General features: G+C 45.3%; 13 protein-coding genes. 10 read left to right on the plus strand and 3 right to left on the minus strand.

Going from position 1 to position 16988, the window contains the following annotated elements; translation table 11 throughout:
• Positions 1-34: 34 nt before the first annotated feature.
• Positions 35-3496, minus strand: coding sequence for a transcription-repair coupling factor (gene mfd, locus BCV39_RS02905; protein ID WP_102432604.1), 3462 nt, complete (start codon positions 3494-3496; stop codon positions 35-37).
• A 6-nt stretch (positions 3497-3502) separates the two neighbouring features.
• On the minus strand, positions 3503-4072 hold the full coding sequence (locus BCV39_RS02910) for a hypothetical protein (RefSeq protein WP_048658284.1): 570 nt from the start codon (positions 4070-4072) through the stop codon (positions 3503-3505).
• 227 nt (positions 4073-4299) lie between these two features.
• Between BCV39_RS02910 and lolC the strand changes: the two genes are divergently transcribed.
• From lolC to lolE, 3 genes are read left to right on the plus strand one after another with little or no spacing between them, the layout of a single operon-like run.
• A complete protein-coding gene (gene lolC, locus BCV39_RS02915) occupies positions 4300-5508 on the plus strand; it encodes a lipoprotein-releasing ABC transporter permease subunit LolC (protein WP_102432603.1) in 1209 nt (402 codons plus the stop codon).
• Positions 5501-6193: a lipoprotein-releasing ABC transporter ATP-binding protein LolD gene (gene lolD, locus BCV39_RS02920; protein WP_048609370.1), complete on the plus strand. Its 693-nt coding sequence runs from the start codon at positions 5501-5503 to the stop codon at positions 6191-6193. Before lolC ends, lolD begins: the two co-directional genes overlap by 8 nt.
• A complete protein-coding gene (lolE, locus tag BCV39_RS02925; protein WP_102432602.1) occupies positions 6194-7438 on the plus strand; it encodes a lipoprotein-releasing ABC transporter permease subunit LolE in 1245 nt (414 codons plus the stop codon).
• 191 nt (positions 7439-7629) lie between these two features.
• On the opposite strand, the gene BCV39_RS02930 is transcribed toward lolE, so the two are convergent.
• Positions 7630-8142 carry a DUF2062 domain-containing protein gene (locus BCV39_RS02930; RefSeq protein WP_048658288.1) on the minus strand — a complete coding sequence of 171 codons (513 nt, stop codon included), beginning with the start codon at positions 8140-8142 and terminating at the stop codon, positions 7630-7632.
• A 17-nt stretch (positions 8143-8159) separates the two neighbouring features.
• Between BCV39_RS02930 and BCV39_RS02935 the strand changes: the two genes are divergently transcribed.
• The 7 genes from BCV39_RS02935 (at position 8160) to rpsA (ending at position 16932) form a co-directional block, all read left to right on the plus strand.
• Complete coding sequence (locus BCV39_RS02935; RefSeq protein WP_102432601.1) at positions 8160-10490, plus strand: DNA internalization-related competence protein ComEC/Rec2; 2331 nt, start codon at positions 8160-8162, stop codon at positions 10488-10490.
• Between the two features lie 31 nt (positions 10491-10521).
• Entirely contained in the window at positions 10522-12270 is a 1749-nt protein-coding gene (gene msbA / locus BCV39_RS02940) for a lipid A ABC transporter ATP-binding protein/permease MsbA (RefSeq protein ID WP_102432600.1), read from the plus strand.
• A 14-nt stretch (positions 12271-12284) separates the two neighbouring features.
• A complete protein-coding gene (gene lpxK, locus BCV39_RS02945; RefSeq protein WP_102432599.1) occupies positions 12285-13292 on the plus strand; it encodes a tetraacyldisaccharide 4'-kinase in 1008 nt (335 codons plus the stop codon).
• Positions 13273-13452 carry a Trm112 family protein gene (locus BCV39_RS02950; protein ID WP_004736429.1) on the plus strand — a complete coding sequence of 60 codons (180 nt, stop codon included), beginning with the start codon at positions 13273-13275 and terminating at the stop codon, positions 13450-13452. The genes lpxK and BCV39_RS02950 overlap by 20 nt, the downstream gene beginning before the upstream one ends.
• On the plus strand, positions 13452-14198 hold the full coding sequence (kdsB, locus tag BCV39_RS02955) for a 3-deoxy-manno-octulosonate cytidylyltransferase (protein ID WP_009847141.1): 747 nt from the start codon (positions 13452-13454) through the stop codon (positions 14196-14198). Before BCV39_RS02950 ends, kdsB begins: the two co-directional genes overlap by 1 nt.
• A gap of 276 nt (positions 14199-14474) precedes the next feature.
• The gene (cmk, locus tag BCV39_RS02960; protein WP_017060237.1) at positions 14475-15155 is read left to right on the plus strand and encodes a (d)CMP kinase; all 681 of its coding nucleotides are present in this window, start codon (positions 14475-14477) and stop codon (positions 15153-15155) included.
• 106 nt (positions 15156-15261) lie between these two features.
• Positions 15262-16932: a 30S ribosomal protein S1 gene (rpsA, locus tag BCV39_RS02965; protein ID WP_010439921.1), complete on the plus strand. Its 1671-nt coding sequence runs from the start codon at positions 15262-15264 to the stop codon at positions 16930-16932.
• The last annotated feature ends 56 nt before the right edge of the window (positions 16933-16988 follow it).

Raw genomic sequence — 16988 nt, forward strand, 5'->3', positions numbered from 1 at the left:
GGCTGGATAATTTATATGTGCAGTGGATTGGGTCTTATGCTGAAGGCAGCAAGTTTTGTCTGAATTCGCCCAATAAATCACTAACAAATTGAATTCGTTTCCGTCTGTCGACCAATGGTATCGTAAACTTGAACTTAGTTGGTCCTTCCATTGAAAACTTTTGCGGTTGAGATTGCAACAGTTTAACAAGGTAGTTCGGGTTTATGTCAGCATCCGGGTAGAATTCGATAAATCCGCCTTTATCGTGCGCTTCAATTTTCTTGGCTTTGATAGATGCCGCCGCTAACTTAAGCTCGGAAACCGATAATAAGTTCTTGGTTGCATCAGGAAGAATACCGAAGCGGTCGATAAGCTCGACTTTTAGCTCTGCAAGTTCATCCGTGTCACTCACGCTCGCAATACGCTTGTATGTTGATAAACGCGTGTTGATGTCTGGAATATAGTCGTCTGGCAATAGTGCAGGCAGACGCATCTCAATTTCAGTTTGTTCACGCAATAGATCATCAAGTGAAGGCTCTCTACCTTCTTTCAATGCTTCTACTGCTTGCTCAAGCATCTCCATGTACAAGGTGAAACCAACCGACTGGATTTGACCACTTTGCTCATCGCCTAATAGCTCGCCAGCACCACGAATCTCTAAGTCATGGGTTGCTAGCGTAAAGCCTGCACCTAAGTCTTCAAGTGAAGCAATGGCGTCCAATCGTTTGACCGCGTCTTTGGTCATTGCTTTCGGGGGAGGTGTTAGCAAGTAGGCATAAGCTTGGTGGTGAGAACGGCCCACACGACCACGCAATTGGTGTAGCTGAGCTAAACCAAGGTTATCGGCTCTGTCCATCAAGATGGTATTAGCTGTTGGTACATCGATACCGGTTTCGATGATGGTTGTACACACCAACAAGTTAAAGCGCTGGTGGTAGAAGTCATTCATGATGCGTTCCAGTTCGCGCTCTCGCATCTGGCCATGAGCCACGGTAACGCGCGCTTCTGGAATCAGCTTCTGTAGTGACTCTGCTGTTTTCTCAATCGTGTCGACTTGGTTGTGCAGGAAGTAAACCTGCCCACCACGCATAATTTCACGCAGCACCGCTTCTCTGACGATCGCATCATCACTCTCGCGAACGAAGGTTTTAATTGCCAAGCGTCGTGCGGGTGGTGTTGCGATGATAGACAAATCACGCATACCACTCATTGCCATGTTCAGGGTTCGCGGGATTGGTGTAGCAGTGAGCGTTAGGATGTCGACATCCGCACGCATTGCTTTCACTTTCTCTTTCTGACGCACACCGAAGCGGTGTTCTTCATCGACAACCAGCAAGCCAAGGTCTTTAAACTTAATATCGCTAGAAAGAAGCTTGTGAGTCCCCACCAAGATGTCGACCTTACCCTCGGCGACATCTTGCATGATCAACTTCTGCTCTTTAGCTGATTTGAATCGGGATAGAACTTCAACACGAATCGGCAAGTTGGCGAAACGGTCGCGGAAGTTTTCGAAGTGTTGCTGCGCAAGTAGGGTAGTAGGGACTAAAACCGCCACTTGCTTGCTGTTATCGGTACACACGAATGCCGCGCGCATCGCCACTTCTGTCTTACCAAAGCCCACATCACCACACACTAGGCGGTCCATGGCTTTTGCTTGGCACATGTCAGACATAACAGCATTGATGGCCATCGCTTGGTCATCGGTTTCTTCAAATGGGAAACCAGACTTGAAAGTCGCGTATTGGCCACGGTCGAGCACAAATTTGTAGCCAGGTTTCAGCTCACGCTTAGCGTAAACATCAAGTAGCTCCGCTGCAACATCACGGACTTTCTCTGCGGCGCGTTTACGAGCTTTTTGCCACGCTTCGCCACCGAGTTTATGCAGTGGTGCAGAATCTTCAGCGCCACCAGAGTAACGCCCGATTAAGTTCAAAGACGCAACTGGCACGTAGAGCTTGGCATCGTTTTGATACTCAAGGGTTACGTATTCGGTTTTCATGCCGCCGGCTTCGAGTGTTTGCAAGCCGATGTAACGACCAATACCGTGGTCAATGTGCACAACAGGCTGACCCGGTTTAAGTTCTGCCAAGTGGCGAATTACGGTATCGCTATTAACGCTTTTCTTATCTTTCTTACGACGCTGAACAACACGATCGCCAAGTAAGTCGCTTTCACAGATAAGGGCGATGTTTTGCTCTTCATGGATAAAACCGTGTTCAGCAGAGCCAAGGATCAGGCTGAACTTATCTTTGCCTTTAATCGCTTCGTCGAGGTTTTCAACTTCGCTTGGACGAACTTTAATTCCTCGAAGCAACTCACTCAGAGCCTCACGGCGACCTTCAGACTCAACTGAAAAAACCACTTTGCCTTCGAAGGCTTCAGTGAACTTTCTTAGGTTTGCGAGTGGCTCTTTATTCTGATGTTGAACACTGAGGTCAGGCAATGTCACGACCGGTAAGTTAGTGCGGCCTGCTTTCTCTTCAATCGAATCTAGGCTTAGGTTGACTTGTGGCTTCTGTTTGAAGTGTGCGAATAGCTCGTCTTTTTTTAGCCATAGTTGTTCAGGTGTCAGCAGTGGTCGTAATGGATCAACACCGCGCTGTTCGTATCTGTGAGCAACATCAGCAAGGAAAGAATCAACAGCTGTTTCTACGTCACCAAGAACTAAGAGTTGCGCTTCATCGGCAACGTAATCAAACAAGGTTTCTGTGTGATCGAAGAACAGCGGTTGCCAATACTCAATACCAGCAGGCCAAGTCCCTTTTGAAACCTGCATATAAACCGATTCTGGTTCGCGGCGCGCATCAAACTGTTGGCGCCAACGAATACGGAAATCTTCAATCGCTGTTTCCGAGGTTGGAAACTCATGAGCAGGTAGAAGGCGAATCTCGGAGATATCTTCGATAGAGCGTTGATTCTCAGGATCGAAGGTACGAATCGTATCGATTTCGTCATCAAAGAAGTCTATACGATATGGGTCTTTACTGCCCATTGGGAATAGGTCGAGAATGGAACCACGGCTTGCGTATTCACCTGGGCCAAACACTTGATCAACGTAACGATAACCTGACTTTTCAAGCTGCAAGCGCAGTTTCTCAAGCGAGTAGAGATCGCCCGTTTTCACCATTAGAGTGTGCTGCAGCAAAAAGTCGCGCGGTGACTGGCGTTGCAATAATGTGCTGATCGGAACGATCGTGATGCCATCTTTTAACGTCGGCAAAGCATAAAGGCGTGCGATACGATCTGATATGATCTCTTGGTGCGGCGAAAAGCTGTCGTAAGGCAGTGTTTCCCAGTCTGGGAATAGTGCGACTTCATGTGCCGTAAACTGTTCAATTTCAGATTGTAGCTTAAGCGCAACTTGTGGGTCCGGTACAGCCAATACTGTATGACTGTTGTGTTGCTCTGCAAGTTTGGCAATGGCAAGAGCGAGAGACGAACCGACTAGATTACCGATGTGCTTTTTGTCACCGGCACCTTTAAGTTTAGGTAGTGTAAATATGGATTTTTTGGTCATGTTAATTTACTTGTTATCTCGGTCTAGAGAGCGTTGACGCAAGAGTTTCTGTTGTTGATGAAGTGCCGCTTTAATTAGCAGGTCTTGGTCGGTATCGCGAAGATGAGCGTATTTAAATTTGATTTCGAAACCTGAGTCTTTCGCTTCGCTAGCAAATACTTCTGCGTAGCAATAAATGGCTGCTGCTGGGTGCTCTAGGAAAAGTTTGGCTTTTACTAAGCGACCCGGTTCGATGTCTACTTTTGAAAAGCAGGAAAACTGACTCGCACCAAATGAATAGGTGTGGGTACGAAATTTCTCATCATCTTGCTGCGATAACATAAAGCTCAACAAGAGGTTTAATTTCGAGTTTTGTGCATCCAATAAACTGGTGACATTCTTCAAGTCGCTGTTTTTCAGTTCAGCACGAGCGCTGTCAGCTAACAGATCCAATTGGCTAAATTCACTTGCCACCACAAATGGTGCTGGGATCTCAGATTCGAATTGAATTTGAGAGGGTAAAGTGAAGCCGCTGTCCATTGGTTCAATATTAGCGGTAAGGCTATGGTGAACGGTGAAAAACTCTTGTTCTGTCATGCGTTAGTTCCTTGAAGTGATCTATTGATTATCGCTATGTGGCCGCAGTAATCAAGGTCAGTTAATTGAAAGTCTCAAATAGTTGTTTGAAATTTGGCAATTTGACAAGGTTCTGTTTTTCAAGCCTAACTAATTGAGTTAATTCACTCTATATTTTCAATTAACCCCTACACAGTAACAGCAATACCCGTTACATTAACCCGCATCCCCTTTAGATGGTTCAAAGTATGTTTCATCCTATTTCGTTGTTTGTTGGCCTACGCTATTTGAAAGGCCGTTCAGGTGATCGCTTTAGCCGTTTTGTTTCTTATATGTCGACGGCAGGTATCACCATTGGTGTGCTGTCTTTGGTTACTGTTTTATCGGTAATGAATGGATTCGAAGCGCAGTTAAAAGACCGAATTCTTGGTGTTCTTCCTCAGGCCGTGGTTTATGAGCAAGGCGGCACCACCTCTCTTTCTGCTCAAGCGCCTAATTTTGCAGAGCAAATGTCTCTTAATGGTCACGTTGAGCCGATTGTGCGCAGTGAGGCGGTAATTCAGAGTCCGGCTCAGTTATCTGCAGGGCTGTTAATCGGCATTGAGCCTAATTCAGATGACCCTCTTCAGAACCACTTAATTGCAGGTCGATTGTCTTCACTTAAAGCGGGACAATATCAATTGTTCCTCGGTCATACTTTGGCGAGAAACCTAAAAGTATCGATGGGTGACAAAGTTCGCCTGATGGTGACCAGCGCTAGCCAATACACACCATTAGGTCGTATTCCAAGCCAACGAAATTTCACTGTTGCTGGTATTTTTAATACTGGCTCTGATATCGATGCTCAATTGATGGTGACAGATATTAAAGATGCTGGGCGTTTGATGCGCTACAAATCAGATACCATTTCAGGCTGGAGACTATTTTTTGAAGACCCGTTTGAAGTCGCAGAATTATCGACTCAACCATTACCTGAAGGTTGGTTGTGGAGTGATTGGCGAGACCAACGTGGCGAGCTGTTTCAAGCGGTGCGCATGGAAAAGAATATGATGGGCTTGATGCTTGGTCTTATCATCGGTGTTGCTGCATTTAATATTATTTCCGCGCTTATTATGGTGGTGATGGAGAAGCAATCTGAAGTCGCGATTCTTAAGACCCAAGGCATGACTGATGGTCAAGTCATGGGGATCTTCATGGTTCAAGGCGCAAGTAGTGGCGTGATTGGCGCACTCTCTGGTGGTGTGTTAGGCGTTGCCCTAGCGATGAACCTTAATGCTATTTTAGAGGCGATGGGCGTTGCTCTATTCTCATTTGGTGGCCAGCTACCAATTCTGATTAACCCAATTCAAATCGCTGTTGTTGTGGTTCTGGCTATTGCACTTAGCCTGATTGCTACTGTATTCCCTTCTTATCGTGCATCGTCTGTGAAACCTGCTGAGGCCCTTCGTTATGAGTAATTTTCTTCAATGTAATGATATCCGTAAAACGTACCGTGAAGGCTCGTTAGATACTGAGGTGCTCAAGGGAGTCAGCTTTGAAATCGAAAAGGGTGAGCTAGTAGCAATCATCGGTACCTCTGGGTCGGGTAAAAGTACGTTATTGCATATTTTAGGGGCATTGGATGATGCTTCTGCGGGCAGTGTGAGTTTTCTTGGTCAAGATTTAGCATCTCTGAGCTCGAATAAGCAGGCTAAGCTTCGCAACCAACATCTTGGCTTTGTCTATCAGTTCCATCATCTTCTATCTGACTTTTCAGCGTTAGAAAACGTAGCAATGCCGTTACTTATTGGCGGCGAGAAACCTGCGAAAGCAAAACAAGAAGCTCAACTGTTACTTGATAAAGTTGGGTTAAGCCACCGTGTTGATCACCGACCTTCAGAACTTTCTGGTGGTGAAAGACAGCGTGTGGCAATTGCTCGTGCATTGGTAAACAAACCTGCTTTAGTTTTAGCTGATGAGCCGACTGGTAACCTTGACCACAATACCGCACTGTCAATTTACGACTTAATGCGTGAGCTCAACCGTGAATACGATACTGCTTTCTTGGTGGTAACCCACGATGGTGAACTTGCGGGCAAGATGGACCGTCAACTTCACATGCAAGATGGTTTGTTGGTTAACGTAGAAAAAGAGGAGAGCTAAGTGTTTTCTTCTTTATCTCTATTGATAGGTGGTCGATTTAGCCGAGCGAAACAGCGAGACAAGATGGTGTCGTTCATCTCTTTGTCTTCGACAATCGGCATTGCGGTTGGTGTCGCCGTGATCATTATCGGCCTGTCGGCCATGAATGGTTTTGAGCGTGAGCTTGAATCACGCGTGCTTTCTGTTATTCCACACGGTGAGTTTGAGGGCGTGAACGAGCCAGTAACTCGCTGGGAACATGTGATCGAACAGTCCGAAAAAAACGACAAGGTTGTGGCAGCTGCGCCTTATGTAAAAATTACAGCGCTTGCTGAAAAGGGCAAAGAGTTGAAAGCGATCGAAGTGCGCGGCGTTGACCCTAAGCGTGAGCAAGAAGTCTCGAGCTTGTCTAACTTCATCGATAAACAAGCTTGGAGTGAATTTAAGTCGGGGCAACAACAGATCATCTTGGGCTCAGGTGTAGCAGATGTGCTTGGCGCTAAAGTCGGTGATTATCTGACTTTGATGATTCCAACGGTGAATGGTTCTGTGAAGGTTCAGGCGCCAAAACGTGTTCGAGTGAAAGTGGTGGGTTTGCTGACGCTTAATGGTCAGATAGACCACAGCTTGGCTCTAATCCCTATTGGTGATGCTCAAGTCTACGCAAACTTAGGTGAAGCGGTGACTGGAGTCTCTTTAAAAGTGACCGATGTGCTGAACGCGAACTCTATTGTGCGCGAAGTGGGCAATCAGCTTGATGTGTACGTGTATCTACGAAGCTGGCAACAGAAGTTTGGCTTCTTGTATCGAGATATCCAATTGGTTCGCACCATCATGTACCTGGTGATGGTACTGGTTATTGGCGTCGCTTGTTTCAATATTGTCTCGACTTTAATGATGGCAGTGAAAGACAGAGCATCAGAGATCGCGATCTTAAGAACCATGGGTGCATCAGATGGTCTAGTAAAGCGCATCTTTGTTTGGCAGGGCGTATTCTCAGGTGTGTTAGGCAGTTTAGTGGGGAGTGCGATAGGTGTGTTGGTGGCACTTAACCTCACTACGCTTATTAAAGGGCTTGAAAAGCTTGTCGATCACCAGTTCTTGTCCGGTGACATTTACTTTGTCGACTTTTTGCCATCACAATTGGATATGACGGATGTTGTTGTTGTGTCCGGTACTGCGATTGTGTTGAGTTTGCTGGCGACTTGGTATCCAGCATCACGAGCGGCGAAGTTAAATCCGGCCTCGGTGCTTAGTTCTAAATAATTAGCAGTCAGTTCTCTAGTAGATACAAAAAAGGATCCCAATGGGATCCTTTTTATTGAATTCAATTCGTGTTCATTACGACTTTCGTTACATGCCAATCTTGCAGAGGTCAGCGGCTCATCTGATTTTAACTTGTGTGCATTTTAAGTGAAGCGCATACAAGGTTAGATTGAATGACAAGGAACGGTCGTTCAGTACCTTGCTTGTCGCTTCTTCCAACTTCTTACTACTGAGTAACGCCATAAACCGCGAATACCAAAGTAGCCAGTCATTGCTGAAACCACCCCACAAATCAGACAACCCAATAAGAACGGAGGCCCAATGGTGCTCATCTGCGCCAAGATGAAGTCCCAAGACAGCTCGAAGTGAAAGGCTTGCGGCGGAACATGCATAACAAACGCCCCGACTTTATAAGCAAAGTAGAAGAGAACGGGCATGGTGACCGGGTTACTGATCCAAACAAGTGCGACAGCCAGAGGCAGATTAACGCCACATGCGACGGCAAGGCCTGCAGACATAATCATTTGACTTGGTAGAGGGACAAACGCCATGAATAACCCAACAGCGAACGCGCCAGCCGCAGAGCGACGATTAAGGCACCATAAGTTTGGGTTGTACAAAACATTGCCAAAAACTTTCAATGCTTTCTGACGCTTGATTAACTCATGGTCAGGCATAAATCGTTTGATAAACTTTCTTGGCATAGGAGGAAGCTACTCTCTTGTTTAACACTTGGTTCTTGATTTCATTTGCTGCGACAGTTGTGTCTGCCAGCTTCTGGCCTGTGATGCCACATTGGGTTTGGGCACCATTGATGCTGTTGCTACTGCTAGCATCAACAAAGTATAGCGTTTTCCGGAGTGCAAGAGGTCCAGTAACAGCATTGATACTAGTTATCTGCCTAGGGAATGCGATTGAAATACAAACGAGTCGCTTATTCCAATCAGGGCAGAATACTACCATAAATGCTTCGGTTGTTAGCCTTTTTAGTGAAAATAGCCACGGTTTTGAAAGCGTAATAGTAGCCAGATCAATTAGCGGCGAAAAATTAATCTCTCCTCAATTGATAAAATTGCGTTTATTCACCCCTTTTAAGTTAACGCTTGGAGATGATGTCAATTTATCTGTGTCCATAAAGCCTGTATGGGGCAAACTCAATGAAGCAGGCTTTGATTTAGAAAAGTACTTGTTTAGTGCAGGCGTGGTTGCCAATGCAACTTACAGGGCCGATACCAAATATCGAATACACTCTAGCGCCAACTTGCGAGCCCTATGGTTTGAAACCAGCCTTGAAAGGTTAAGTCGGCTGACAAACCAAGACCTCATTATGGCTTTAAGCTTTGGGTATCGGGAGCTCATTCATCCTCAGCGGTGGGATTTACTTAAAAGTAGTGGCTTAATTCATTTGATGGCTATCTCGGGACTCCATATCGGGATTGCCTTTGGTTTCGGTTATCAGTTAGGCAAGATATTCAGGTTACTTTCACCTTCATATCTTTGGCTTCCTACGATGTTCGGGCTCAGTTTGGCCTATTTCTATAGTTGGTTTGCTGGGTTCACGCTGCCAACTTTAAGAGCTTTAGTGATGTGCGTCATCGCCAGTTATTTTTTGTGGCGTGGGCAGAATATCAGTTTGCTTCGGTATGTCGCTTTAAGTCTGTGCGTGGTTCTGCTGATTTGGCCGTTTTCAGTCTTGTCGAGCAGTCTTTGGTTGTCCTTTGGTGCATTGGGCGCCGTTCTATATATCGCTTTAAATTGTCAGCCTTCATCTTCAGTCTCTACATTTTTCGACCGAGTATTGTTGCTCATGAAGATCCAACTGATGCTTACGCTCCTGCTAATGCCGTTTTCCATGCTGTTTTTCAAAGGGATCAGTTTAGTCTCTGTTTTTTACAATTTACTCCTTTTGCCTTGGGTATCGATGGTGACGATCCCGCTATTGTTTATGGCAATGTTTCTTAGCTTAATACCGGAGTCAGTGTCTAGTACGCTTGAACTCGGAGTGATAGAGAATGGTTTTGTTAGCCAACTGTGGAAGTTGGTCGACTTGTCGCTTGAGCCTCTCGTATATAGCCTTCCTTTCTCTGAGCGATTTTGGATTCAAGTCGATAATCATACAATTGAGTTATTTGTATTCCTTATTTTGTTTTTCGGCTTTGTTGGTCGATACCTCAAGCGAGCACTATCGATATTGCTAATTGCGCTGTTTGTGCTGTGGTGGGAATTCAGCAAGTCCCAGCAAGAAAAACTAACCGTCGATATATTGGATGTTGGACACGGGTTGTCTTTAGTGTTGGAAAAGAACAATCAGATTGTTGTTTATGATCTTGGCAATGCGTGGCCAGGAGGCTCGGTTGTTGAGTCTTTGTTGATTCCTACTTTGAATCAGCGGGGGATTCATGAATTAGAAGGCGTGATTGTGAGTCATTTCGATTCTGACCATGCTGGTGGTTATCCAGCGTTGCTTGAAAACTACAACCCTAAGTGGATAAGAACCAGTCAGAATATTAATCAACAACCCCAATCTACCACTCCAGCTCTGCCTAATATTCAAGCATGTACTCTTGGTGAGGTTTGGAACTGGCAAGGTATTGTTTTTGAAGTGTTATGGCCTCCCAAGCAAGTGAAGAGGGCGTACAACCCACATTCGTGCGTGGTCAAGATATCAGACTCAAATACAGATTTCTCGATGTTGCTCACTGGCGATGTTGAACTAGTAAGTGAGTGGTTACTTGCCCGTGAAGGTGAACGGCTTAGGAGTAATGTCATGTTGGTTCCGCATCATGGCAGTGATTCGTCATCGATTAAGTCGTTTATTGAGGCCGTGTCACCTCAGCTGGCGATAGCTTCTCTAGCCAAAGGAAATCAGTGGGGAATGCCGAGTGCGTCTGTTGTTGAACGCTATCAGGAAGCGGGGAGTACTTGGCTAGATACTGGAGAAAGCGGACAAATAACCATCACTCTTAGCAAAGAAGGTTGGCAATATCATGCGATTAGAGAACAACAAGGCGGGCAGTGGTATAGGCAGATGCTTCGTAAGGGAGTAGAATAGATAGATTATTGTGAGAAAATTAAGCGATTCTATGTCAACACAAACAGATGAAACTACCTGGGTCACATTTAAAAGACTTTGGACTTATATTCGACTATATAAGGCCGGCCTAGGTGTTGCGGTAATTGCGCTTATTATAAATGCCGTTTCTGATACCTATATGATTTCCTTACTAAAGCCGTTACTTGATGAAGGCTTTGGTAATGCTGAATCTGACTTTTTACGTACACTTCCACTTATTATCTTTGCCATGATGTTCGTTCGTGGTGTCAGTGGTTTTGTTTCAACCTACTGTTTGAGCTGGGTCTCTGGCAATGTGGTTATGGAAATTCGTCGTAAAATATTCAGCCATTTCATGCACATGCCTGTGTCTTTCTTCGATAAAGAACAGACTGGTGCTCTGCTATCCCGAATTACTTACGATTCAGAGCAAGTGTCTGCAGCAACCAGTAAAGCGTTAGTCAGTATTGTTCGTGAAGGTGCAAGTATTATTGGCTTACTGACGCTGATGTTCTGGAACAGTTGGCAGTTGTCTTTGGTATTATTCGCTGTAGCACCTCTTGTGGCGTGGGCGATCAGTATCGTATCGAAGCGATTCAGAAAGATCTCTAAGAACATGCAAACCAGCATGGGTCATGTTGCTTCTTCAGCTGAACAAATGCTGAAAGGGCATAAAGTGGTTCTAACTTACGGTGGTCAAGATCTAGAAAAACACCGCTTTGATAAAGTTAGTAACCAAATGCGCCAACAAAGCATGAAGCTAATCACTGCTCAAGCGGCCGCTAACCCAATTATTCAAATGATCGCATCAGTTGCGATTGTTGTTGTTCTATTCCTTGCTAGTGTTGATTCTATTAAAGCCGAGCTCACTGCCGGTACGTTTACCGTTGTCTTCTCTGCAATGTTTGGTTTGTTGCGTCCACTAAAAGCGCTAACTAACGTAACATCTGAATTCCAACGCGGTATGGCAGCAAGTACGACGCTATTTGGTTTGATGGATCTAGATACAGAACAAAACAAAGGCACGTTGAAACCTGAAACCGTAACCGGTGACGTTGCAGTAAAAGATGTGACGTTTACTTATGACGGTGCAGAGAAGCCTGCACTCGATAAGGTGAGTTTCAATATACCGAAAGGTAAAACAGTCGCACTTGTTGGCCGTTCTGGTTCTGGCAAGAGTACCATTGCGAACTTATTTACTCGTTTTTATGACGTAGACTCAGGCTCAATTGAACTTGATGGTCACGATATTCGTGATTATGAGTTGAGAAATTTGCGTGAACACTTTGCTCTCGTTTCCCAAAATGTACATCTATTTAACGATACAGTCGCGAACAACATCGCTTATGCAGCAGAAGAGCAATATACTCGCGAACAGATTGAACACGCGGCTAAACTTGCTCATGCAAGCGAATTTATCGAGGGCATGGAAAATGGCATCGATACGGTTGTTGGTGAAAATGGCGCGAGTCTTTCTGGTGGTCAAAGACAGCGTATTGCGATTGCCCGAGCTCTATTGAGAGATGCACCTGTTTTGATTCTTGATGAGGCAACATCAGCACTGGATACAGAGTCAGAGAGAGCGATTCAATCCGCACTAGAAGAGCTGCAGAAAGACAAAACAGTATTAGTTATTGCACACCGACTCTCTACCATCGAGCAAGCCGATGAGATTCTAGTGGTTGATGATGGCCATATTGTAGAAAGGGGGGCACATGCTGAATTAATCGCGCATGATGGCGCCTATGCTCAATTACACCGAATTCAGTTCAGCGGATAAGATTAGGTCTTGTTGTGATCGAAAAGATTTGGTTTAACAACCACCCGTTGAAATACCTTCTCTGGCCGCTGTTGTGGCCACTGAGTCTGCTGTTCAAAATGATCAGCGGTCAACGTCGTGATGCTTATCTATCGGGGAAGAAAGAGGCTTACCGTCCACCATTGCCAGTAATTGTTGTTGGTAATATTACCGCTGGTGGTAATGGTAAAACACCGGTCGTAATTTGGTTGGTTGAGATGCTCCAGGCCAATGGTTTTAAGCCTGGTGTCGTTTCTCGTGGCTACGGTGCAAAAGCACCAAGCTATCCGCTGGTTTTGGATGAGAATACGCCAGCAGAACACTCTGGTGATGAACCTCGTTTGATCCGAAAGCGAACAGGAGCTCCTGTTGCGGTCGACCCTGTGCGCGCGAATGCGGTGAAAGCTCTACTGAGCGAAGGGGTGAATGTCATCATCACTGATGATGGCCTTCAGCATTACGCGCTTGAACGCGATATTGAATTTGCAGTTATCGACGGCGCAAGACGCTTTGGTAGCGAGAGCTTGATTCCTTTAGGTCCATTACGAGAGCCTGTATCTCGTTTAGATGAAGTTGACTTTTTGGTGAATAATGGCGGTAAAGCGCATGGGCGAGAGTTCTCGATGTCTTTGCTTCCAAGCCAAGCGGTTAATCTGAAGACAGGCCAAAAAAGGTCTGTTTCAGAATTACAGAAGCTGGTGGCTTTTGCCGGTATTGGCCACCCACCGCGCTTTTTTAAGACATTGGAAGATCTTGATGGTGATGTGGTGTTCACACAGGGTTTCGCTGACCATCAAGATTTTGATAAAGATGAACTTCATGCCTTAGCTAAGAAAGGCATGAATCTGATTATGACAGAAAAAGACGCTGTAAAATGCGAAGAATATGCTCAAGATAACTGGTGGTATCTTCCAGTTTCTGCGCAGTTTGATGAAGATTCGCAACAGCAAATTTTAAAAAGAATAAAAGAGGTTATGGAATACTATGGATCACCGTCTACTTGAGATCGTTGCTTGCCCTGTATGTAAAGGTAAACTAACTTTTGACAAGGATAAGCAAGAGCTTGTTTGTAAAATTGATCGCCTTGCTTACCCAATTAAAGAGGGTATTCCTGTTCTTTTAGAACCTGAAGCTCGCACCGTTTCAATGGATGAGGGTAAGTAATGTCTTATACGGTTGTTATACCTGCAAGATACCAATCGAGCCGTTTACCAGGTAAGCCTCTGGCTGACATTGGTGGCAAGCCGATGATTCAATGGGTATACGAACAGTCGATGAAGGCAGGTGCTGATAACGTTATTATCGCTACCGACGACGCTCGAGTTGAAAAAGCGGCTAAAGCATTTGGCGCGACCGTTTGTATGACATCACCGAATCATGAATCAGGCACTGAGCGTCTAGCTGAAGTGATTGAAGTTATGAAGATTCCAGATGATCATATTATCGTGAATGTTCAAGGTGATGAGCCACTTATCCCACCTGCGATCATTAATCAGGTTGCGAATAACCTTGCGAACAGTACAGCTCCGATGGCAACGTTAGGTGTGGAAATTACTCATGCTGATGAAGTGTTTAATCCTAACGCAGTTAAAGTTGTAACCGATAAAGACGGTTACGCGTTATATTTTAGCCGAGCAACCATCCCTTGGGATCGCGATGCTTATGCGAACAACGGCACTGCAGCAGAATCGCCTTTGCTTCGTCATATTGGTATCTATGCTTACCGAGCGGGTTTTATCAATACCTACATCAATTGGGAACCAAGTACCCTAGAACGAATTGAGTGCCTAGAGCAACTACGCGTGCTTTGGTACGGTGAAAAAATCCACGTAGACGTTGCGGCTGAAGCGCCTGCTGCTGGGGTTGACACACCTGAAGACCTAGAAGCGGTTCGAGCTATTATTGGCTAAGCTTCTTTGAGCTGATCATAAAACACAGTAGAGCCTTGCTTGTTGCGAGGCTTTTTTCTATCTATCGAAAAGTACGCTATCGATAAGCGCGTGGGTGTCTTATTGACTTACGCAAACGGATATTGAGCTGGTTGCATTTTTTTATGCATCATCAACACGGAATTATCTGAGATTTACCTCGCTCGACTTCCAATTTTTCTCTATAATATGCCGCCTATAAAGTAGTGGCGAATCGCTAGTACAGAATAAAACTTACGACAAAACGTGGAGTAAAAGATGCCTTCTCAAAGCCCAGTGATTACGGTTGATGGACCAAGTGGTGCAGGTAAAGGTACCCTGTGTATGTTACTAGCAGATAAGCTAGGCTTTCATCTTCTAGATTCAGGCGCGATCTATCGCGTATTGGCTTTAGCGGCAATTCACCATGGTGTGGATACAGAATCAGAAGATGCTTTAGTACCGCTTGCTACACACTTAGACGTGCAGTTTATTGCTGAAGGCGACTTAGTTAAGGTTATCCTAGAAGGTGAAGATGTGTCTGGTGAACTTCGTAAAGAAGAGACTGGCATGGCGGCTTCAAAAGTTGCTGCTTTACCTCGCGTTCGAGAAGCACTGCTTCGTCGTCAACGTGCATTCAGCGCTGCGCCTGGCTTGGTTGCCGATGGCCGTGACATGGGAACGGTTGTGTTTCCTGAAGCTGAAGCGAAAATATTTTTAGATGCAAGTGCTGAAGAGCGTGCGAGTCGCCGCCTTAAACAGTTGCAACAGAAGGGGTTAGATGTTAAATTTGACGACCTTTTGAGCGAGATCCAAGAGCGAGACGATCGAGATCGTAATCGCCCAGTGGCGCCACTTCGCCCTGCAGAGGATGCTCTAGTGCTTGACTCCACCTCAATGAATATTGAGCAGGTAGTAGAAAAAGCACTACACTATATTGAATCGAAACTGGCTGGGTAATTTCGCCGAGCTAGTACGAACGTTGGTCGCAAGGATGATGACCGGCGAATTTATCAACCCCATGCGGTAGGATACCCATGGACGTTTAATTATTGAAGATTAAATAATGACTGAATCTTTTGCTCAACTCTTTGAAGAGTTTCTATCTGAAACTGAATTCCAACAAGGCAGCATCGTTAAAGGTACTGTAGTAGCTATCGAGAACGGTTTCGTTCTTGTAGACGCTGGTCTTAAGTCTGAATCTGCTATTCCTGCTGAACAATTCAAGAACGCTGCTGGCGAACTTGAAGTTGAAGTTGGTGCTGAAGTAGACGTAGCTCTAGACGCTGTTGAAGATGGTTTCGGTGAGACTCAACTTTCTCGTGAGAAAGCTAAGCGCCACGAAGCTTGGATCGTACTTGAGAAAGCTTGCGAAGAAGCTGAAACTGTTGTTGGTATCATCAACGGTAAAGTTAAAGGCGGTTTCACTGTTGAACTTAACGGTATCCGTGCTTTCCTTCCAGGTTCTCTAGTAGACGTACGTCCTATCCGTGACACTGCTCACCTAGAAAACAAAGAGCTAGAGTTCAAAGTAATCAAGCTAGACCAGAAGCGTAACAACGTTGTTGTTTCTCGTCGTGCTGTTATCGAATCTGAAAACAGTGTTGAGCGTGACGAACTTCTTGAAACTCTACAAGAAGGTACTGAAGTTAAAGGTATCGTTAAGAACCTTACTGACTACGGTGCATTCGTTGACCTTGGCGGTGTTGACGGTCTTCTACATATCACAGATATGGCTTGGAAGCGCGTTAAGCACCCATCAGAGATCGTTAACGTTGGTGACGAAATCCTAGTTAAAGTTCTTAAGTTCGATCGTGAGCGCACTCGTGTTTCACTAGGTCTTAAGCAACTAGGCGAAGATCCATGGGTAGCAATCGCTAAGCGTTACCCTGAAGGTCACAAGCTTTCTGGTCGTGTTACAAACCTAACTGACTACGGCTGCTTCGTTGAGATCGAAGAAGGCGTTGAAGGTCTAGTACACGTTTCTGAAATGGATTGGACTAACAAGAACATCCACCCTTCTAAAGTTGTTAATGTTGGCGACGAAGTTGAGGTTATGGTTCTTGATATCGACGAAGAACGTCGTCGTATCTCTCTAGGTCTGAAACAGTGTAAAGCTAACCCATGGCAGTCATTTGCAGAAATGCAAGCTAAGGGCGACAAAGTTACTGGTAAGATCAAGTCTATCACTGACTTTGGTATCTTCATCGGTCTAGAAGGCGGTATCGACGGTCTTGTACACCTATCTGACATTTCTTGGAACGCTGCCGGCGAAGAAGCTGTACGTGAATACAAGAAAGGCGACGAAATCTCTGCTGTTGTTCTAGCAGTAGATGCAGAGCGTGAGCGTATTTCTCTTGGCGTTAAGCAAATGGAAAACGACCCGTTCAACGCATACGTTGCTGACAACAAGAAAGGTGTTCTTGTAAACGGTACTGTTACTGCAGTTGACGCGAAAGGCGCTACTATCGAGCTAATCGAAGGCGTTGAAGGTTACATCCGCGCTTCTGAAGTTTCTCGCGACCGTATCGAAGATGCATCTCTAATCCTAAGCGTTGGCGACAGCGTTGAAGCGAAGTTCACTGGTGTAGACCGTAAGAACCGCGTAATCAACCTATCTATCAAAGCTAAAGATGAAGCTGATGAGCAAGAAGCAATGGCTTCACTGAACAAGTCTGAAGAAGGCGCGTTCGGTAACGCAATGGCAGACGCATTCAAAGCTGCTAAAGGCGAATAATAGCTTCTCGTTAAGAGAATTATAGCTATATAGCCAAGAAAGGAGCCGTAAGGCTC

This window comes from Vibrio sp. 10N.286.55.E10 (assembly GCF_002872555.1).
Lineage (GTDB): Bacteria > Pseudomonadota > Gammaproteobacteria > Enterobacterales > Vibrionaceae > Vibrio > Vibrio crassostreae.